Raw genomic sequence first — 19,252 nt, forward strand, 5'->3', positions numbered from 1 at the left:
TTTATCCGAGGCACACTGCGCTTGCATGCGAAAAAAAAGACAAGCGCATGACACCACAACAATATCTGGAGACATCGATGCGTGTTAGCAAGAAGAAACTGGCTCGCCTGAGCCCGCAGTTGTTCGGCCCGCAGTTGATCGGTCACTCTGCAGCCGCCCTCCTCGCCCTGTCCGGCACCGCCCTCGCTACCCTGGCACCCGCCGTCCACGCGCAGGACACGGGCGGCGCCGTCGCCGCGCCCGAGGAGAACATGGAGAAGGTCGTCGTGACGGCGCGCCGGCGCCAGGAGACGCTGCAGGACGTCCCGGTTTCCGTCACCGCGTTCACTTCCGACCAGCTCTCGAAGCAGGGCATTCCGGACGTGGTCGCGCTGACGACCTCCCTGCCCAACACCACCCTGAAGGCCTCGCGCGCCACCAACTCCACGCTGACCGCCTTCATCCGCGGCGTCGGCCAGGCCGACCCGCTGGCCGGCTTCGAGTCCGGCGTCGGCATCTACCTCGACGACATCTACCTGGCCCGCCCGCAAGGCGCCGTCGCCGACATCTACGACGTCGAGCGCATCGAGGTGCTGCGCGGCCCGCAGGGCACGCTGTACGGCCGCAACACCATCGGTGGCGCCGTCAAGTACGTGACCCGCAAGCTGGCGCCGCAGACCGACGTGCGCATCAAGGGTACGCTCGGCAACTACAAGGAACGCGACGGCGTGATCACCGCCAGCACGCCCGTCAACGAGCAGCTGCGCGTCGGCGCCACCGTCGCCCGGTTCAAGCACGACGGCTACGGCACCAACTTGTTCAACGGCGCGCCCAACTACGACAAGGACCTGACCGCCGCCCGCGTCTCGGCCGAATGGCAGGCCACGCCGGACCTGTGGGTGCGCATCGCCGGCGACATCACGCAGGACGATTCGCATCCGAAGAACGGCCACCGCCTGATCGTCGGCCGCACCAGCGGCGCGCCGATCCTCGACAACGTCTACGACACCCAGGCCGAGATGATGACGGCGCTGGGCCACGAGCAGGAGGTGCGCCAGCACGGCGTCTCCGCCACCGTCGAATGGACGATCAGCCCGGAGCTGGCGTTCAAGTCGATCACCGCCTCGCGCCGCGACAAGTCGTGGGCCCCGATCGACTTCGACGCCCTGCCCGTCGTGGACATGGAAGTGCCGGCGCTGTACACGAACAAGCAGTTCAGCCAGGAATTCAACCTGACCTACACCGGGCCGAAGATCCAGGGCGTGGCCGGCGTCTACTACATCGACGCCAATGCCTACAACAAGTTCGACACCGTACTGGCCGGCCTGGTCCCGACCAGCACCTTCACGAGCGGCGACATCGACACCAGGGCCTGGGCCGTGTACGCGGACGGCAGCTACAATTTCACCGATGCGCTGCAGCTCTCGGTGGGCGGCCGCTACACCTCGGACGAACGCAAGGCCGACATCTTCCGCCAGATATACCTGGGCCTGGCCGGTTCGCCCGAGATGGGCAACCCGAACGCGGTCCTGTTCCGCACCGATACCGACCTGCCCAACCTGGAACGCAAGGACAAGAAGTTTACGCCGCGCATCGCGCTGAACTACAAGGTCACGCCCGACCAGAACGTGTACGCCTCCTACTCGAAGGGCTTCAAGGGCGGCGGCTTCGACCCGCGCCTGAACGTCGCCGGCACCCGCATCTCGCAGGCTCAGGCGCGCGCCGGCTACAAGCCCGAGACCATCGGCACCTACGAACTGGGCCTGAAGTCCTCGTTCAACGGCGGCCGCATCACCACCAACACGGCGCTGTTCTACAGCGACTACAAGGACGTGCAGATCCCCGGCTCGGTGGCGATCGACACCAACGGCGACGGCCGCGACGACAGCTTCGCCGGCCTGACGACGAATGCCGGCAAGGCCACGATCAAGGGCGCCGAGTTCGAGGCGGTGGCCCACATCACCAACAACTTCAGCCTGTCCGGCATGTACAGCTACATCGACGCCAAGTACGACGAATACATCGTCGCCGGCGTGAACGTCGCCGACCAGCGCGTGTTCCAGAACACCCCGAAGAACTCGGCCAACCTGCGCGCCACCTACGAGTTGCCGCTGCCGCTGTTCGGCCGCAACGGCCGCCTGTCGCTGATCGGCTCGGCCTCGTACCGGGGCGCGACGAACCAGTTCGAGACCGTGTCCGTGCTCGACCAGGAATCGTACAAGCTGTACGACGCGTCCATCATCTGGACGCGGGCCGACGGCAAGATCCGTGCCGCCATCCACGGCAAGAACCTGTCGGACAAGCAGTACAAGACGGCCGGCTACCTGTTCCCCACGCTGGGCAACGAGGGCACGCTGACGGCCTTCTACGGCGCCCCGCGTACGGTGCAGGCGACCGTGGAATACCGCTTCTGAGGCGCAAACGACGGACTTTTCGAGAGACAGGATATTCGCAGCGTGTCCCATTACTCATTGACCAGCACTACCAGCAGCGACGGCCTTACCCTGGTCGCGCGCGACTATCCGGCAGCGGCGGTGCCGGGCATGGCGGCCTCCCCGGTGCGCCTGCCCGTCATCTGCATCCATGGCCTGACCCGCAACGCGTCCGATTTCGACGACTTCGCCCCCATCGTCGCCGGCCTCGGGCGGCGCGTGCTGGCCCTCGACGTGCGCGGGCGCGGCGAGTCCGACCGCGACCCCGATCCGGACCACTACAACGCCCAGGTGTATGCGGACGACGTGGCCCGCTTCATGGACGCCCTCGGCCTGCCGCAAGCGATCTTCGTCGGCACCTCGATGGGCGGCCTGATCACGATGACGCTGGCCGGCGAGCGCATCGACCTCGTCGCCGCGGCCGTCCTGAACGACATCGGCCCTTGGATCTCGCACAAGGGCCTGGCGCGCATCGCGGGCTATGCGGGCAAGCGCGTGCAGCCCGCATCCTGGACCGAGGCGGCGTCGTACATCAAGTCGCTGAACGCCGGCGCCTTCCCCGGTAACACGGATGCCGAATGGGACAAGTGGGCGCGGCGCGCCTTCGCCCCGGACGACGGCGGCATGCTGGCGCCGCGCTACGATCCCGGGATTGCCAAGGGCTTGCAGGAGGGTAGACTGAAGGGCACGTCGCCGGGACTGCGCAAGGGTTTCCGGCGCCTGGCCGGGGCGCGTCCCCTGCTCCTCGTGCGCGGCGCACTGTCCGACCTGCTGGAAGACCGTCAATGCGCGTGGATGCGGCGCCAGGCCCCGGCCATGCGCTATGCGGAGGTGCCCGGCGTCGGCCATGCGCCGATGCTGACGGAACCGGCCGCGCTGGATGCCATCACGCGCTTCCTGGCCGAGCTGCCGTAAGAAGTACACACGATAACAATGGAAGTACAAGGAGACGACATGAAACGCATCACCACCCTGCGAGCGGCCCTGCTGCTTGCCTTTGCCGCCGGCGCAGGCGCAGGAGCAGCCAACGCGGCCCCCGACGTCAAGGTCGCCCTCATCGCCGGCAAGACGGGCCAGCTCGAGGCCTATGCCAAGGAGACGGAAATCGGCTTCATGATGGGCCTGGAATACCTGACCGGCGGGAAGATGGAAATCAACGGCCGCAAGATCAAGGTCATCGTCAAGGACGACCAGGGCAAGCCGGACCTGGGCCGCACGCTGCTGGCCGAAGCCTACGGCGACGACAAGGTCGACCTCGCCGTCGGCACCACCTCGTCCGGCTCGGCGCTGGCGATGCTGCCGGTGGCGAAGGAATACAAGAAGGTCTTGATCGTCGAACCGGCCGTCGCCGACGAGATCACGGGCGCCAAGTGGAACAAGTACATCTTCCGCACCGCGCGCAATTCGATGCAGGATGCGCTGGCCGCGGCCTCGACCCTGAAGAGCGGCAGCGTCGCCTTCCTGGCCCAGGATTACGCCTTCGGCCGCGACGCCATCAAGGCCGGCAAGGAAGCGCTGGCCGCCACCGGCAGCAAGGTCAAGGTGGTGCACGAGGAGTATGCGCCGGCCGCGTCGACCGACTTCACGGCCCCGACCCAGCGCCTGTTCGACGCCCTGAAGGACAAGCCACAGCCGCGCATCCTGTCCATCGTCTGGGCCGGGCCGAACCCGATGAACAAGATCGCCGACATGCAGCCGGGCCGCTACGGCATCGCGCTGGCGCCGGGCGGCAACCTGCTACCCGTCATGAAGACGTGGAAGGCCTACGCCGGCACCGAAGGCACGATCTATTACTACTACGGCTTCCCGAAGAACAAGATGAACGACTGGTTCGTCGCCGAGCACATGAAGCGCTACAAGGCCCCGCCCGACATGTTCACGGCCGGCGGCATGGCGGCCGCCGGCGCCGTCGTCGCCGCCTTGCAGAAGGTGCCGTCGGCCAACAGCGAACAGCTGGTGACGGCGATGGAAGGGCTGTCCTTCGAAACGCCCAAGGGCACGATGACCTTCCGCAAGGAAGACCACCAGGCGCTGCAGCCGATGTACCACTTCCGCATCAAGAAGGACCAGAAGAACGAGTGGGACTTGCTGGAACTGGTGCGCGAGATCCCGGCCACCGAGCTCCCGCTGCCTGTCAAGAACAAGCGCTGACATGGCAGGCATCGAACCCACGCCGGCCCTGTCGACTCGCGACCTGACGATCCGCTTCGGCGGCCACGTCGCCGTGAACGCGGTGACGGCCGACTTTTATCCCGGCACGCTGACCGTCATCGTCGGCCCGAACGGTGCCGGCAAGACGACCTACTTCAACCTCGTCTCCGGCCAGCTGGTGGCAACGTCCGGCCGCGTGCTGCTGCGCGGCGAGGACATCACGCGCGCCGGCCCGGCGCGCCGCACGCGCCTGGGCATCGGGCGCGCGTTCCAGCTGACCAACCTGTTCCCGCACCTGACCGTGGCCGAGAACGTGCGCCTGGCCGTGCAGAGCCGCGCCGGCATCGGCATGCGCATGCTGTCGCTGTGGTCCGGCCACCGCGAGGTGATCGCGCGCGCCGACCATTACCTGGAGCGCGTGGCGCTGGCGTCCCGCCGCAACAGCTATGTCGGCACGCTGTCGCACGGCGACCAGCGCAAGCTCGAGGTGGCGATCCTGCTGGCCCTGGAGCCGGAGGTCCTGATGTTCGACGAACCGACGGCCGGCATGAGCGTGGACGAAGTGCCCGTCGTGCTCGACCTGATCCACCAGGTCAAGGCCGAACGCAAGCGCACCGTGCTGCTGGTCGAGCACAAGATGGACGTCGTGCGCGCCCTCGCCGACCGCATCGTCGTGCTGCACAACGGCACGCTGGTGGCCGACGGCCAGCCGGCCGAGGTGATGCGCTCGAAGATCGTGCAGGAGGCCTATCTTGGCAGCCCCGAAACCGTTTGACCTGGGAGCGATGTCACGAATGAGCGTGTCGATGAGCGAACCGATCCTGACGCTGTCCGGCGTCCACACCCACATCGGCCAGTACCACATCCTGCAGGGCGTGGACCTCGTAGTGCCGCGCGGCGGCCTGGCCGTCCTGCTGGGCCGCAACGGCGCCGGCAAGACGACCACCCTGCGCACCATCATGGGCCTGTGGAAGGCCAGCGGCGGGTCCATCGTGTTCGACGGGCGCGACATCACGGCGTTGTCCACGCCCGACATCGCGCGCGCCGGCATCGCCTACGTGCCGGAAAGCATGGCCGTGTTCTCGGATCTGACGGTACGCGAGAACCTGGTCCTCGCCGCCCGCAAGGGCCGCCTGGACGCGGCGCGCGTCGACTGGATCTGCGGCTTCTTCCCGGCCCTGAAGAAATTCTGGCACTACCCGGCCGGGAACCTGTCCGGCGGCCAGAAGCAGATGGTGGCGATCGCCCGCGCGATCGTCGAGCCGAGCAAGCTGCTGCTGGTGGACGAGCCGACCAAGGGCCTGGCCCCGGCCATCGTGCACAGCCTGGTGCTCGCCTTCCGCGAGCTGAAGGACACCAGCACGACGATCCTGCTGGTCGAGCAGAACTTCAACGTCGTGCGCACCCTGGGCGACACCGTGTCCGTGATGGACGACGGCCGCGTAGCGCACGCCGGCCTGATGCACGACCTGGCCGGCGACGAGGCGCTGCAGCAGCGCCTGCTCGGACTGTCGCTGGATGCGCACCAATAACCGGCTATCCGTAGGGTGGGCACCCCGTGCCCACCGAACGTTGGCGTCATGCGAGCGCCTGGTGGGCACATGGTGCCCACCCTACGCCGCAACCTGCGCCACAAGCCAGACAAGGAACGAACAATGAGTGTTACTTTACCGCTTTCCCAGGCCGACACACCGCTGCCCGCGGCCCGGCGCGACCTGCTGCCCCTGCTGCTCGTGCCGGCCGTCGCGCTGGCCGTGCTGCCCCTCGTCAGCCTGCCGGCCTGGGTCACCCTGACCGTCGCCGGCCTCGCCATGGGCATGATGATGTTCATCATGGCCAGCGGCCTGACCCTCGTGTTCGGCCTGATGAGCGTGCTGAACTTCGGCCACGGCGCCTTCGTGTCCGTCGGCGCGTACGCGGCGACCCTCGTGCTGGTGCCCATGCGCGGCTGGCTCGAAGCGGACTCGCTGGCCGCCAACCTCGGCGTGCTGGCGCTGGCCGTCACGGTCGCGATGCTGGTCACGGCCCTGCTCGGTTGGCTGTTCGAACGCGTCATCATCATGCCCGTCTACGGCCAGCACCTGAAGCAGATCCTGATCACGATGGGCGGCATGATCGTGTCGGAGCAGCTGATCACCGTCATCTGGGGCGCCGAGCAGGTGGCGCTGCCGCTGCCGGCCGCGCTGCGCGGCGCGGTCTTCCTGGGCGACGCCGCCGTCGAGAAATACCGCCTGCTGGCCGTCGCGGTCGGCCTGGTCGTGTTCGCCGTGCTGTTCCTCACGCTGAACCGTACCCGCATCGGTCTGCTGATCCGCGCCGGCGTCGAGAACGGCGAGATGGTCGAGGCGATGGGCTACCGCATCCGCCGCCTGTTCGTGGCCGTGTTCGCGGCCGGCTCCGCGCTGGCGGGCCTGGGCGGCACGATGTGGGGACTGTACAAGGAGACCCTGGTGGCGCACATGGGCAGCGAAGTGATGGTGATGGTCTTCATCGTCATCATCATCGGCGGCCTCGGCTCGGTCGGCGGCTGCTTCATCGGGGCCCTGCTGATGGCGCTCGTCGCCAACTACGCCGGCTACCTGGCGCCCAAGTTCGCGCTGGTGTCGAACATCGTGCTGATGATCGCCATCCTGCTGTGGCGCCCGGCCGGCCTGTATGCGAAAGGACGCCACTGACATGCTGACGCAACTCCTTTCCGGCGACCTGCCGCGCAGCCGCATCCTGTCCACGCTCCTCGTGGCCATCGTGCTGGGCCTGCTGTTCGCGCCCTTCCTGTTTTCCGGCGCCCGCCCCCTCAACACGGCGGCAACGATCTGCATCTATGCCGTGCTGGTCGCGTCCTACGATTTGTTGCTGGGCTATACGGGCATCGTCTCCTTCGCCCACACGATGTTCTACGGCATCGGCGCCTACGGCATCGGCATCGCGCTGGCCAGCGTCGATGAGCCGACCTGGGGCGTGGCGCTGGCCGGCCTGGGCATCGCGCTGGCGCTGACGGTCGTACTGGCCCTCGTCATCGGCCTGTTCGCGCTGCGCGTGCGCGCCATCTTCTACGCGATGATCACGCTGGCCGTGGCCGCCTCGTTCGCCGTGCTGGCCTCGCAGCTGTCGGACCTGACGGGCGGCGAGGACGGCCGTACCTTCGGCGTGCCCGAGCTGCTGTCGCCCGGCTTCAGCCTGCTGGAGAACGAGGTGTTCGGGCGCGCGGTGGACGGCAGGCTGCTCACCTACTACATCGTGTTCTTCGGCTGCGCGCTGCTGTTCCTGTTCCTGCTGCGCCTCGTGAATTCGCCGTTCGGCCGCGTGCTGCAGGCGATCCGCGAGAACGAGTTCCGCGCCGAGGCGCTGGGCTACCGCACCGTCGTCTACCGCATCTGGGCCAACGTGCTGGCGGCCGTGGTGGCCGCGCTAGCGGGCGCCCTGATGGCCTTGTGGCTGCGCTATGTCGGTCCCAAGACGATGCTCGGCTTCGAAGTGATGACGGACATCCTGCTGATCGTCGTCATCGGCGGCATGGGCACGATGTACGGCGCCGTGGTCGGCGCCACGCTGTTCATCCTGGCCCAGAACTACCTGAAGGAATTGATGGGGCATGCGTCCGAGCTGCTGTCCGGCGTGCCGATGCTGGCGGCGGCCCTGCATCCGGACCGCTGGCTGCTGTGGCTCGGCGTGCTGTTCATCCTCTCCATTTATTTCTTCCCGATCGGGATCGTCGGCAAGCTGCGTCTGCGGCGCTTCCTGCGCGGCTGACCGGTCCGTGCACGGTGGGCACCACGTGCCCACCATCACCGCATCTCGTCCCAAGCCCATGTGCGTCCTGCCCGACAGTACTTCGCCTGTCTACCCCATCCATTAGCTAAAGATCAAGCCGGTCGCTGATGCGATTCCTATGATGAGTCATGCATGGCCTCGTCGACAGCCAGCGCGGGCCATCCCCCCTCCTACTGGCTTCCACTGAAAGGGCTTCCATGAAACCCGTGAGAACCTTGTTTGCGGCAGCGGCGTTGACGCTGGCCGCGCTGGGCGCCTCGGCCGCGCACGCGGCCGGGATCGAAGTACTCAACGAAGGATTCGCCGATGTTGCCGGCTTGAACGGATGGGTCCAGGTCAACAACAGCATTCCGCCCGGCAGCCCCTGGTTCCAGGGGAATGCCGGACTGTTCCCGGCCCAGTCCGGCGCTGCCGATGCCTATGCGGCGGCCAGCTATCTCGGCGCCGCCAACGGCAGCGGCAGCGTCGACAACTGGCTGATCACGCCCACGCTCGACCTCTCCGGCATCACCTCCTTGAGCTTTTATACGCGGCGCGCCGACGAACCGGGCTTCAACGACGTGCTCGAGGTGCGCTTCTCGTCCGGTACCGGCACCGACACGGCCGGCTTCTCCACCCTGCTCGCCACCGTCGGCGGCAGTGCCGACTATCCGCTCGACTGGCAACAGTTTTCCGCGAGCATCTCCGAGACGGGCAGCGGAAGATTCGCCTTCCGTTACGTCGGTCCGGCGGATACCCTGAGCTACATCGGCCTGGATACCGTCAATGTCGTCACGGCCGTGCCCGAGCCTTCCAGCTGGCTGATGCTGGGCGTGGGCATCGCGCTGTTGCCGGTGCTGGGCCGCCGCGTACGTGCGCGGCACGACGGACGCATCGGCTGAGAAAGGAGAACGCCATGTCAAAGCACACCGACTTCACGAGCGGCACCCTTGCACTGTGCCTGCTGGCCGTGTTCTCCCAGCTTGCGCATGCCGGCATACAGGATGCCAAACAGGATGGCATGGTGGTCGTGCGCGATGCCCAGACGGGCAAGCTGCGCGCCCCGACGCCGGACGAAGCGAAGACCTTGCGTGCGCGCACCCCGGCCGCCGGGCTGGCGCCGGCGCGCGAGCCGACCGTCACCACGCGCCGCGACGGCGCGCGCGGCGTGCGCCTCGGCGAGAAGACCATGGTCTACGAAGTCGTCACGCGCGGCGCCGACGGCAGCCTGTCCAGCCAGTGCGTGCACGGCGACCAGGCCGCCCAGGATGCGCTGACCCGTCCCGCCCCGCAAGCGCACAAGGAGCACGACCATGAAACCCGCTGATCTCCTGCCCCGTCCTTTCCGCAGCAAAGCCGCCGCCGCCCTTGGTTCCCTTGCCCTCGCCCTGGCGTGCACGTCCGGTGCCGCCCAGGCCGCGGCCACCATCGTCATCGTCAACCAGAACGCGGCCGGGGTCGGCTTCAACGACACCACGCCGGTGGCCCCGGTGGGCGGCAACCCCGGGACCACGCTGGGCGAGCAGCGCCTCTACGCCTTCCAGCGCGCGGCCGACATCTGGGGCGCCACGCTGACCAGCAACGTCACGATCCGCATCGGCGCCTCCTTCGTGCCGCTGTCCTGCATGGCCAGCAGCGCCGTGCTCGGCTCGGCCGGCGCCAACGAGATCTGGTCCGACTTCCCGAACGCCCCGCGCGCGAATACCTGGTACCCGTCCGCGCTGGCGAGCAAGCTGGCCGGCGAGGACGTCGCCACGCCGGGCGAGCCGCACATCATCGCCCGCTTCAATTCGCGCCTCGGCCTGTTTTCCGACTGCCTGCCGGGCTCCGGCTTCTACCTGGGCCTGGACCGCAACTTCGGCAGCGGCATCGACCTCGTCACCGTGCTGCTGCACGAATTCGCGCACGGGCTGGGCTTCCAGACCTTCACCGACGACGAAACGGGCGAGGAAATCCTCGGCGTGCCGTCGATCTGGGACTACTACCTGGTCGACAACCGCAACAACCGCACCTGGGTCGAGAGCACGCCTGCCCAGCGCGCGGCCACGGCCACGACCTGGCGCGGCCTGTCCTGGAACGGCCCCAACGTGACGGCGGCGGTGCCGCAGGTACTGACGGCCTCTCCCAACCTGGCGGTCGGCGGCGCGGCCGCCGGCGCCGCGGCCGGCAACTACAATGTCGGCGACGCCACCTTCGGCCCCGCCCTGACGGCCACGCCGGTGGGCGGCCAGCTGATGCCCGTCGTCGACCAGTCCGACGGCACCGGCCTGGCCTGCCAGCCGCTGGACAGCCTGAACAGCCTGGCCGTACGCGGCAATGTCGCCCTGGTCGACCGCGGCAGCTGCGATTTCGTCGCCAAGACGCGCAACGTGCAGGCGGCCGGCGCGATCGGCATGGTGGTCGCCGACAACCAGCCGGGCGACGTGGCCAGCCTGGGCGGCAGCGACCCGGGCATCACGATCCCGGCGGTGCGCGTGACGCAGGCCGACGGCATCAAGCTCAAGGCGTCGCTGCAGCGCCGTTCGCGCACGCAATCGGGCGTGACGGCCGGCCTGGGACGGGACCCGAGCCGCCTGGCCGGCGCCGACCAGGCCGGACGCATCCTGATGTACACGCCCACCATCTATTCGCCCGGCTCGTCGGTGTCGCACTACACGACGGAAGCGAGTCCGAACCAGCTGATGGAACCGTCGATCAACACCGACCTGACGCACGAGGTGACGCTGCCGCGCGACCTGACCTTCCCGCTGCTGCGCGACATCGGCTGGTAAACACCAACGCCATCTCCGCGCTGCCCACGCGTGACGCACGCATCGTGCCGGCAGACACCGGAGCCATGCGCACGCCAATAAAAAAAGGCCGGCCGCCCCAAGGCGCCGGCCTTTTTCTTGCGCAGCGAAGAATTACTGCTGCTTGCCCTCGAACGCCTTCACGCCGTTCAGGATTTCTTCCTTGGCCGCTTCCGGACCCGCCCAGCCTTCGACCTTGACCCACTTGCCCTTTTCCAGGTCCTTGTAGTGCTCGAAGAAGTGCTGGATCTGGCGCAGGGTCAGCTCGGGCACGTCTTCCACGCTCTTCAGGTTGGCGTACAGCGGCAGCAGCTTCTCGACCGGCACGGCCAGGATCTTGGCGTCGCCGCCCGCTTCGTCGGTCATCTTCAGCACGCCCAGCACGCGGCAGCGCACGACCACGCCCGGCAGCAGCGGGAACGGGGTCAGCACCAGCACGTCGCACGGGTCGCCGTCGTCGGCGATGGTGTTCGGAACATAGCCGTAGTTGCACGGATAGTGCATGGCGGTGCCCATGAAGCGGTCGACGAAGATCGCGCCGGACTCCTTGTCCACTTCGTACTTGACCGGATCGCCGTTCATCGGGATTTCGATGACGACGTTGAAATCGTTCGGCACATCGCGGCCGGCGTTGACGTTGTTCAGGCTCATGGGGGTTCCTTGGTTTCTGAATCGATTGCAGGAGAAACAATAAAGAGGGCCATTATAGCGAATCGTCCTTAGCTTGTGCGTCGCACAACGTTTCACGGCACGCGGGCGCTGCACGTGGCGACGAAACACCAGGCGGCGGCAGACGGGGATCGATCAGGCCGCTCGCGTGTTCCTGCCAAGAAAAAGCCTGAAAGAAACATCCTTTCAGGCTCCTGGAAAAATGGCGGTCAGGCCCTGGCTACAACACGGTCGCCAGCGCGCACTGCCGGTAATGGTGGTTCGCTTGTTCCTGCTGCCCCAGCGCCTCGTGCAGCTGCGCCAGCTTCAAGTGGGCTTCGCGCACGTTGTCGGGCCCGGTGGCATCGGACAGCGCGTCCTCCAGGTAGCGCTGGGCCTTGCCCCACAGTTTCTGGCGCAGGCACAGGGCGCCCAGCGTCAGCGCCAGCTCGGCGTCGCCGGGATGCGCACGCAGCCAGCCTTCGCAGCGCTCGATCTGGGCCAGCAGCGTGGGCGAGCCTTCCGGGCCGGCGGCGTCGCGGTAGGCGCGCACCACGCGCTCGTCCCACTCGGCCTTGAGCGCATCCTCGACGATCACGCGGGCCTCGTCATGCAGGCCGCGCGCATTGAAGGCGGCGGCCGCGCGCGCGGCGACGGCCGGCTGCAGGCGGTCGCCCGTGGGTACCTCGGACCACAGGCGGCGGATCGATTCGGCATCGTGGCCGCCTTCGGACAGCAGCGCCTCGTAGGCCATCTCGCGCAGGCGCGCGGACAGCGCCGGATGCAGCGCATTGCGCTTGTCCAGCGTGCGCACGAGGCGCAGCACCTCGGGCCAGTTGCGCGCCTGCTGGTTGGCCTTCATGGCCCACTGCAGCGCGTGGATGTGGCGCTGGCCGCTGGCGTTCAGTTCGGCCACGGCTTCCAGCGCGCCGGCCGGCTTGTGCTCGTCGACCAGCAGTTCGGTGACGGTCATCAGGCGCGCCGTCTTCATGGCGTTGTCGGACGCGATGCCGGCCAGCCAGGCGTCGCGCCGCGCCGGCTCGCGCATGCGGTGCGCGGCGCGGGCGCCGATCAGGGCCGCGAGGCCGGCGTTTTCAGGCAGCTCGGCGGCGCGCCGCGCGGCCGACTCGGCGTGGCCGAAGCGGCCCTCGAACAAGGCCTTCAGGGCGTCGCGCAGGCCGCGGTTGGCTTCGCGCTCGCGCTTGCGCAGGCGGTACTCGGCCACGCGCACGGGCATGCGCAGCGTGGCGCGCACGGCGCGCGCCAGGCCGTACAGCACCAGGAACAGCAGCGCGGCCAGCACCACGAACAGGTTCAGCGACAGGTCGATCCGGTGCGGCGGATAGAAGAACACCACGTTGCCGGGGTTGAAGCGCGCGGTCACGGCAATGCCGATCGCCGCGGCCATCAGGGCGACTAACCAGAGGAGTAAACGCATCGTCTAGGGCTTCGATTTGTAGTTGCGCACGGCGTTCAGGCTCTCGGACAGGTCAGGCACGTCGATCGAGACGTTGTTCGCCTGCACCTGGCGCAGCAGGCCCTGCACGGCCACCGTCGAACGCGCCTTGGTGTCGAAGTACTTCACCAGGGTCTGCTGGGCGCTGTTGATGTCGTCGCGGAAGGTGCCTTCGTTGCGCGACAACAGCGCCAGGCGCGCATTCAGCAGGCGCAGCTTGAGGTTCTCGCGCACGAAATAGGATTCGCTCGGCGACAGCATCAGCGCTTCCGGCGTATCGACGGTACGCACGCGGATCAGCTGGCGGATGTCGTCCCACATCTCCCCGCTCCAGTTGCGCCAGGTCGTCGTCACGCGCTGGAACATCGTCATCTCCGGCGCGTCCCCGGCGGCCGGCGCGGCGGCGGAACCGGCAACGGCAGCGGAAGCGGCGGCGGGCTTGGCCCTGGCCGGCGGATTCACGCGCGTCGGCGCGCTCGGCTCGGCCGGCTTTTCGTCGGACAGCAGCGGCAGCGTATCGATCTGGGAGATCACGTTATCCAGGCGCAGCGCGATGCCGGCCTGGTCGACCGAGGGCAGCGCCTTCAGGCGGTCGATGTCGCGCGCGATGGCGCGGCGGATCGTGATGAACTGCGGCTTGTCGGAACGCGACAGCGAACGGTCGGCGTTCTGCAAGGCGATCAGGGCGCCCTGCACGTTGCCGGCCAGCTGCAGCTGCTGGCTGGCGGTGGAGAGCACCTGCTCGATCTCGGACAGCGCCCACTCGTCGCGGTTCTTCGACACGTCCTGGTACATCTGCTCGAGCGCGGCCTGCTGGCTCGCCGACTCGGCCTGGCGGCTTTCCAGCACGCCGACCTTGACCTGCAATTCCTTCGCCGTGTCCTGGGTGTCGCGCACCAGCTGGGCCGTCTCGGCGTTCGCGGCATTGTCCTTCTGCAGCGTGCGGGCCACGTCCTCGCGCAGCTTGTTGAAGCGGCTGTGGCTGGACCAGGTCTGCAGCGCCAGCAGCACGGCCAGCGCCAGGATGGCGATGTTCTGCGGTTTCTGGAACAGGCCCGAGGCCTCGGGCACGCGCGGCTCGCCCGGATGCGCGGGACCGGCCGGGGCCGGCAGCGGAGGCGCCGCCGGGGCGGCCATGTTCGGTTGGTCAGGATTGTTGGGCAGTTCGTTCATGCTCGTGATTGTAACGCGGCAAGCAAACGCTCGTCGCCGGACCCGGTCAGGGTCAAATGGCCGAAACCCAGTCCCCGTGCCGTTTCCGCGATCCGGGCGTGGGGCACGATCAGGCGCTGTTGTTGCAATAGTGCCACACCGGCGCCGTCGCCGAGCCCTTCGACGAGGCCCACGAGGCCGCGCAGCGCTTCCGAGCTGGTGACGACCCAGTCGTGCGGCTGCGCCAGCAGCGTGCGCAGCGTGTCGGCGAGTTCGGGCGTGAGGGAGGGAACGGCGCGGCGGTAGGCGGCGACCGTCTCGACCCGGGCGCCGGCCGCGCGCAGCGCATCGGGCAGCAGTTCGCGTCCGCTCTCGCCGCGCACCACCAGCACGCGCTGGTCGCGCAGCGCGTCCAGGTCGAGCGCCTGCAGCAGGTGTTCGGAATCGCTGAAGGCGGGATCCCTGGGGCAGTGGATGGTGACGTTCTCATCGGTCACGCCGTGGCGCGCCAGCGCCGCGCGGCTGCCCTCGCCCACCACGGCGATCGCCACGCCGTCCGGCCAGCCGGCCAGGTGGGCGAAGGCGGCGTCGACGGCGTTCGGCGAGACGAAGGCGACCAGCGCATAGCGCGCCAGGCCGTCCAGCACGGCCTTCAGCGCGGCCTGGTCGTCGATCGGGGAAATGTCCAGCAGCGGCAGCAGGACCGGCGTGCGGCCGAGGGCGGCCACCGCGCGGGCCAGCGGCTCGGCCTGCTGGCGGGGTCGGGTGATGACGACCGGCTGGTGCATTACCGGTCGGCGGCGGCGGGAAGGCCTTCGCCCGCGGCCGCCTCGGCCTTGCACTCGGCAAGGATCGCGGCGGCGTCCTGCTGCTCGAGCAGCGCCGAGACCTGCTCGCCCAGCGTTTCCGGCAGCGCCGCCGGGCCCGAGGCTTCCGCATAGGCGGTGCGCAGGCCGTCCGGCGTGGCGACCATGGCGCGCAGCGCCAGCGTGTCGCCTTCGACGACGGCGTGGGCCGCCAGCGGGATCTGGCAGCTGGCGCCGAAGAAGCGCGATACCTGGCGCTCGGCGCGCACGGCGTGGGCCGTATGCTCGTGGTTCAGGGGCGACAGCAGCGCGCGCAGGTCGACGCCGTCGGCGCGCGGGGCGCTGCCGATCTCGATCGCCATGGCGCCCTGCCCGGCCGCCGGCAGGCTGTCCTCGACGGACAGGTAGGCGCGGATGCGGCGCTCCAGGCCCAGGCGCTTGAGGCCGGCGGCGGCCAGGATGATCGCCGCGTAGTCGCCGCGGTCCAGCTTGCCGAGACGCGTGTCGAGGTTGCCGCGCAGCGGCTTGATCACCAGCTGCGGATAGCGCGCGGCGATCAGGGCCTGGCGGCGCAGGCTGCTGGTGCCGACCACGCTGCCTGCCGGCAGGCCGCCCAGGCTGTCGTAGTCGTTCGAGACGAAGGCGTCGCGCGGGTCCTCTCGTTCCAGGATGGCGGCCAGCTCGAACCCTTCCGGCAATTCCATCGGCACGTCCTTGAGCGAGTGCACGGCCAGGTCGGCGCGGCCCTCGGCCATGGCGACCTCGAGCTCCTTCACGAACAGGCCCTTGCCGCCGACCTTGGACAGGGTCTTGTCCAGGATCTGGTCGCCGCGCGTGGTCATGCCGAGGATGTCGATTTGACACTGCGGATATAATGCCGCCAGCCGGTCGCGCACATGCGTGGCCTGCCACATGGCCAGCCGGCTCTCGCGCGATGCGATAATGAGTTTCGCGGGAAGCGTGGGGGTCGTGTTGGAGTTCAAAACGGATTCTTTCACTGTCGTTGTGCCTGGATCGGCCGGCGCCGGTGCGGCGCATGCCATCGATCACAAATTTTAGCATGCGCCCCTCAGCCGGCCCTATGCCCCGCCGGAAGTTAGACAAGCTGCTCGGTAGTTGTTTCCAACAATTCAACCTGTGGTCGACATGGACAAACCTGCTGCACCAGAACTCACCGATGCCCGCGCCCAAGCCCAGGCGCTGGCCGCTCCCACCTCCGCCGGCGCCGACCGCGACGCGCCGCTCAAGGAAGACATCCGCCTGCTCGGCCGCCTGCTGGGCGACGTCGTGCGCGACCAGGAAGGCGAGGAAGTCTTCGCCGTGGTCGAGACGATCCGCCAGACCGCCGTGCGCTTCCGCCGCGAAGACGATCCGGAAGCGGGCGCCGAACTGAAGGCCCTGCTGCACCGCCTGACGCGCGAGCAGACCAACTCGGTCGTGCGCGCCTTTTCCTACTTCTCGCACTTGGCGAACATCGCCGAGGACCAGCACACCGTGCGCCGCCGCCGCGCCCACCTGCTGGCCGGCTCCAAACCCCATGCCTCGTCGGTGCCGTATGCGCTGGACCGCCTGAAGAACGCCGGCGTCGGGCGCGAGGCGGTGCAGTCCTTCCTGCGCGACGCGCTGATCGCGCCCGTGCTGACGGCGCACCCGACCGAAGTCCAGAGGAAGAGCATCCTGGACGCCGAGCACGACATCGCGCGCCTGCTGGCCGAGCGCGACCTGGCGCTCACGCCCAAGGAAAGCGCGCGCAACCTGCAGCTGCTGCAGGCGCGCATCGCCACGCTGTGGCAGACGCGCATGCTGCGCTACGAGAAGCTGACGGTGGCCGACGAGATCGAGAACGCCCTGTCCTACTACCGCAGCACTTTTCTCCGCGAACTGCCGGCGCTGTACGACGACGTCGAGGAAGAGATCGCGGCCAGCTTCGGCGGCGAGGCACAGGACGCGGCGCGCGCGCTGGACGGCGCCGCCTGGATGCAGATGGGCAGCTGGATCGGCGGCGACCGCGACGGCAACCCCAACGTCAACGCCGACACCATGCAGCGCGCCCTCGTGCGCCAGGCCACGACGATCTTCGACTTCTATCTCGACGAGATCCACGCGCTGGGCGCCGAGCTGTCGCCGTCGACGCTGCTGGTGCCGGCGAGCGAAGCATTGCTGGCGCTGGCCGACGCCTCGCCCGACCACTCGCCGCACCGCAAGGACGAGCCCTACCGCCGCGCGCTGATCGGCATCTATGCGCGCCTGGCGGCGACGGCGCGCGAGCTGGGCGCCATGAGCAACCTGCGCAAGGAAGTGGGCCACGCCGCCCCGTACGGCGACCCGGCCGAATTCCACGCGGACCTGCAGGTGATCGCCACCTCGCTGGTGCAGAACCACGGCGCCATCCTGGCGACGCCGCGCCTGGCCGCGCTGCAGCGCGCCTCGATGGTGTTCGGCTTCCACCTGGCCTCGCTCGACATGCGCCAGAGCTCCGACATCCACGAACGCATGCTGGCCGACCTGTTCGCGCGCGCCGGCGTCGAAGCCGACTATGCCGCGCTGGACGAGGATGCCAAGGTCAGGCTGCTGCTGGCCGAGCTGGCGCAGCCGCGCCTCCTGTACACGCCCTACGCCGAGTATGCGGAGGAAACGGCCAAGGAACTGGAGGTGCTGCGCTGCGCGCGCGAGGTGCGCCGCCGCTACGGCACCCGGGCGATCCGCAACTACATCATCTCGCACACGGAGACCGTGTCGGACCTGCTCGAAGTGCTGCTGCTGCAGAAGGAAACGGGCCTGCTGCAGCCGGGCGAGCAGAAGAGCGAAGTGATGGTGATCCCGCTGTTCGAGACGATTCCCGACCTGCAGCGCGCGTCGACCATCATGGCCGAGTGGATGGCACTGCCCATCGTCGCGAAGGTCATCGAGCACCAGGGCCGCCTGCAGGAAGTCATGCTGGGCTATTCGGATTCGAACAAGGACGGCGGCTTCCTCACCTCGAACTGGGAGCTGTACCAGGCCGAACTGAAGCTGGTGCGGGTGTTCGCCGACGCGAACGTCAAGCTGCGCCTGTTCCACGGCCGTGGCGGCACCGTCGGCCGCGGCGGTGGCCCGAGCTACGACGCCATCCTGGCCCAGCCGCCGGGCACCGTGAACGGCCAGATCCGCCTGACCGAACAGGGCGAGATCATCTCGTCCAAGTTCAGCAATCCGGAAATCGGCCGGCGCAACCTCGAACTGCTGGTGGCGGCGACGCTGGAAGCGGGCCTGATGCCGCATGGCGAAGACCGCGACCAGGTCCAGCGCCTGCAGCGCTTCGAGGCCGCGATGGCGGACCTGTCGCAGCGCGCCTACACCGCCTACCGCAACCTGGTGTACGAGACCCCGGGCTTCACCGACTACTTCTTCGCCGCCACGCCGATCGCCGAGATCGCGGAGCTGAACCTCGGTTCGCGCCCCGCCTCGCGCAAGTCCACGCGCCGCATCGAGGACCTGCGCGCCATTCCCTGGGGCTTCTCCTGGGGCCAGTGCCGCCTGCTGCTGACGGGCTGGTACGGCGTGGGCACGGCGATCGACGGCTGGCTCGCGGACGGCGGCGACCTCGACCTGCTGCGCGACATGGGCCGCCATTGGCCGTTCTTCGCCACGCTGCTGTCGAACATGGACATGGTGATGGCCAAGACCGACCTGGCCATCGCCTCGCGCTATGCCGAGCTGGTGCCGGACGCGGAACTGCGCGAGCGCATCTTCAAGCGCATCGCGGCGGAACACGCGCGCACGCTCCAGTGCCTGGAACGGATCACGGGCAACAGCGAACGGCTGGTGAACAACCCCCTGCTGGCGCGCTCGATCCAGAACCGCGTCGCCTACATCGACCCGCTGAACCACCTGCAGGTGGAACTCATCGGGCGCCACCGCGCGCTGGCCAACGATCCGGCCAAGGTCGACGAGCGGGTGCACCGGGGGATCCACCTGTCGATCAACGGGGTGGCGGCGGGGTTGAGGAACACGGGCTGATCGACAAACACGTCGTTTCCGGCACTGCCGGAAACGACTCCCTGCGCAGGCAGGGACCCAATGTCGCGTGCGATGCGGCTACGTTTGAAG

Annotated in this window: 16 protein-coding genes; 11 read left to right on the top strand and 5 right to left on the bottom strand. The window is 68.4% G+C overall.

The window, feature by feature from the left end:
* Positions 1-77: 77 nt before the first annotated feature.
* The 10 genes from QPK32_RS03615 (at position 78) to QPK32_RS03660 (ending at position 11,083) form a co-directional block, all read left to right on the top strand.
* Positions 78-2,393: a TonB-dependent receptor gene (locus QPK32_RS03615; RefSeq protein ID WP_290411409.1), complete on the top strand. Its 2,316-nt coding sequence runs from the start codon at positions 78-80 to the stop codon at positions 2,391-2,393.
* Positions 2,394-2,435: 42 nt separating this feature from the next.
* Positions 2,436-3,326 carry an alpha/beta hydrolase gene (locus QPK32_RS03620; protein WP_290411410.1) on the top strand — a complete coding sequence of 297 codons (891 nt, stop codon included), beginning with the start codon at positions 2,436-2,438 and terminating at the stop codon, positions 3,324-3,326.
* Between the two features lie 39 nt (positions 3,327-3,365).
* Positions 3,366-4,562 (top strand): substrate-binding domain-containing protein, encoded by a 1,197-nt coding sequence (locus tag QPK32_RS03625; RefSeq protein ID WP_290411411.1) that lies wholly within the window; start codon positions 3,366-3,368, stop codon positions 4,560-4,562.
* 1 nt (position 4,563) lies between these two features.
* A complete protein-coding gene (locus QPK32_RS03630; protein WP_290411412.1) occupies positions 4,564-5,337 on the top strand; it encodes an ABC transporter ATP-binding protein in 774 nt (257 codons plus the stop codon).
* A 31-nt stretch (positions 5,338-5,368) separates the two neighbouring features.
* Positions 5,369-6,094, top strand: coding sequence for an ABC transporter ATP-binding protein (locus QPK32_RS03635; protein WP_290411413.1), 726 nt, complete (start codon positions 5,369-5,371; stop codon positions 6,092-6,094).
* A 123-nt stretch (positions 6,095-6,217) separates the two neighbouring features.
* Entirely contained in the window at positions 6,218-7,237 is a 1,020-nt protein-coding gene (locus QPK32_RS03640; RefSeq protein WP_290411414.1) for a branched-chain amino acid ABC transporter permease, read from the top strand.
* Between the two features lies 1 nt (position 7,238).
* The gene (locus QPK32_RS03645) at positions 7,239-8,312 is read left to right on the top strand and encodes a branched-chain amino acid ABC transporter permease (protein WP_290411415.1); all 1,074 of its coding nucleotides are present in this window, start codon (positions 7,239-7,241) and stop codon (positions 8,310-8,312) included.
* A 227-nt stretch (positions 8,313-8,539) separates the two neighbouring features.
* Positions 8,540-9,214, top strand: coding sequence for a choice-of-anchor J family PEP-CTERM protein (locus QPK32_RS03650; protein ID WP_290411416.1), 675 nt, complete (start codon positions 8,540-8,542; stop codon positions 9,212-9,214).
* A 14-nt stretch (positions 9,215-9,228) separates the two neighbouring features.
* Positions 9,229-9,639 carry a post-PEP-CTERM-1 domain-containing protein gene (locus tag QPK32_RS03655; RefSeq protein WP_290411417.1) on the top strand — a complete coding sequence of 137 codons (411 nt, stop codon included), beginning with the start codon at positions 9,229-9,231 and terminating at the stop codon, positions 9,637-9,639.
* Positions 9,626-11,083 carry a PA domain-containing protein gene (locus QPK32_RS03660; protein ID WP_290411418.1) on the top strand — a complete coding sequence of 486 codons (1,458 nt, stop codon included), beginning with the start codon at positions 9,626-9,628 and terminating at the stop codon, positions 11,081-11,083. Before QPK32_RS03655 ends, QPK32_RS03660 begins: the two co-directional genes overlap by 14 nt.
* A 132-nt stretch (positions 11,084-11,215) precedes the next feature.
* Here the strand turns inward: QPK32_RS03660 and ppa are convergent, their stop codons facing one another.
* The 5 genes from ppa to hemC form a co-directional block, all read right to left on the bottom strand.
* Positions 11,216-11,752 carry an inorganic diphosphatase gene (gene ppa / locus QPK32_RS03665; RefSeq protein ID WP_290411419.1) on the bottom strand — a complete coding sequence of 179 codons (537 nt, stop codon included), beginning with the start codon at positions 11,750-11,752 and terminating at the stop codon, positions 11,216-11,218.
* A gap of 238 nt (positions 11,753-11,990) precedes the next feature.
* A complete protein-coding gene (locus QPK32_RS03670; protein ID WP_374046692.1) occupies positions 11,991-13,187 on the bottom strand; it encodes a heme biosynthesis protein HemY in 1,197 nt (398 codons plus the stop codon).
* A 3-nt stretch (positions 13,188-13,190) separates the two neighbouring features.
* Complete coding sequence (locus QPK32_RS03675) at positions 13,191-14,378, bottom strand: uroporphyrinogen-III C-methyltransferase (RefSeq protein WP_290411420.1); 1,188 nt, start codon at positions 14,376-14,378, stop codon at positions 13,191-13,193.
* A complete protein-coding gene (locus QPK32_RS03680; protein WP_290411421.1) occupies positions 14,375-15,145 on the bottom strand; it encodes a uroporphyrinogen-III synthase in 771 nt (256 codons plus the stop codon). The genes QPK32_RS03675 and QPK32_RS03680 overlap by 4 nt, the downstream gene beginning before the upstream one ends.
* Positions 15,145-16,146, bottom strand: a complete 1,002-nt coding sequence (gene hemC / locus QPK32_RS03685) for a hydroxymethylbilane synthase (protein ID WP_374046693.1) — start codon at positions 16,144-16,146, stop codon at positions 15,145-15,147. Before hemC ends, QPK32_RS03680 begins: the two co-directional genes overlap by 1 nt.
* Before the next feature lie 163 nt (positions 16,147-16,309).
* On the opposite strand from hemC, the gene ppc reads away from it, so the two are divergent.
* A complete protein-coding gene (gene ppc, locus QPK32_RS03690; RefSeq protein ID WP_290411422.1) occupies positions 16,310-19,162 on the top strand; it encodes a phosphoenolpyruvate carboxylase in 2,853 nt (950 codons plus the stop codon).
* The last annotated feature ends 90 nt before the right edge of the window (positions 19,163-19,252 follow it).

This window comes from Massilia sp. YIM B02763, from assembly GCF_030412015.1.
Lineage (GTDB): Bacteria > Pseudomonadota > Gammaproteobacteria > Burkholderiales > Burkholderiaceae_D > Telluria.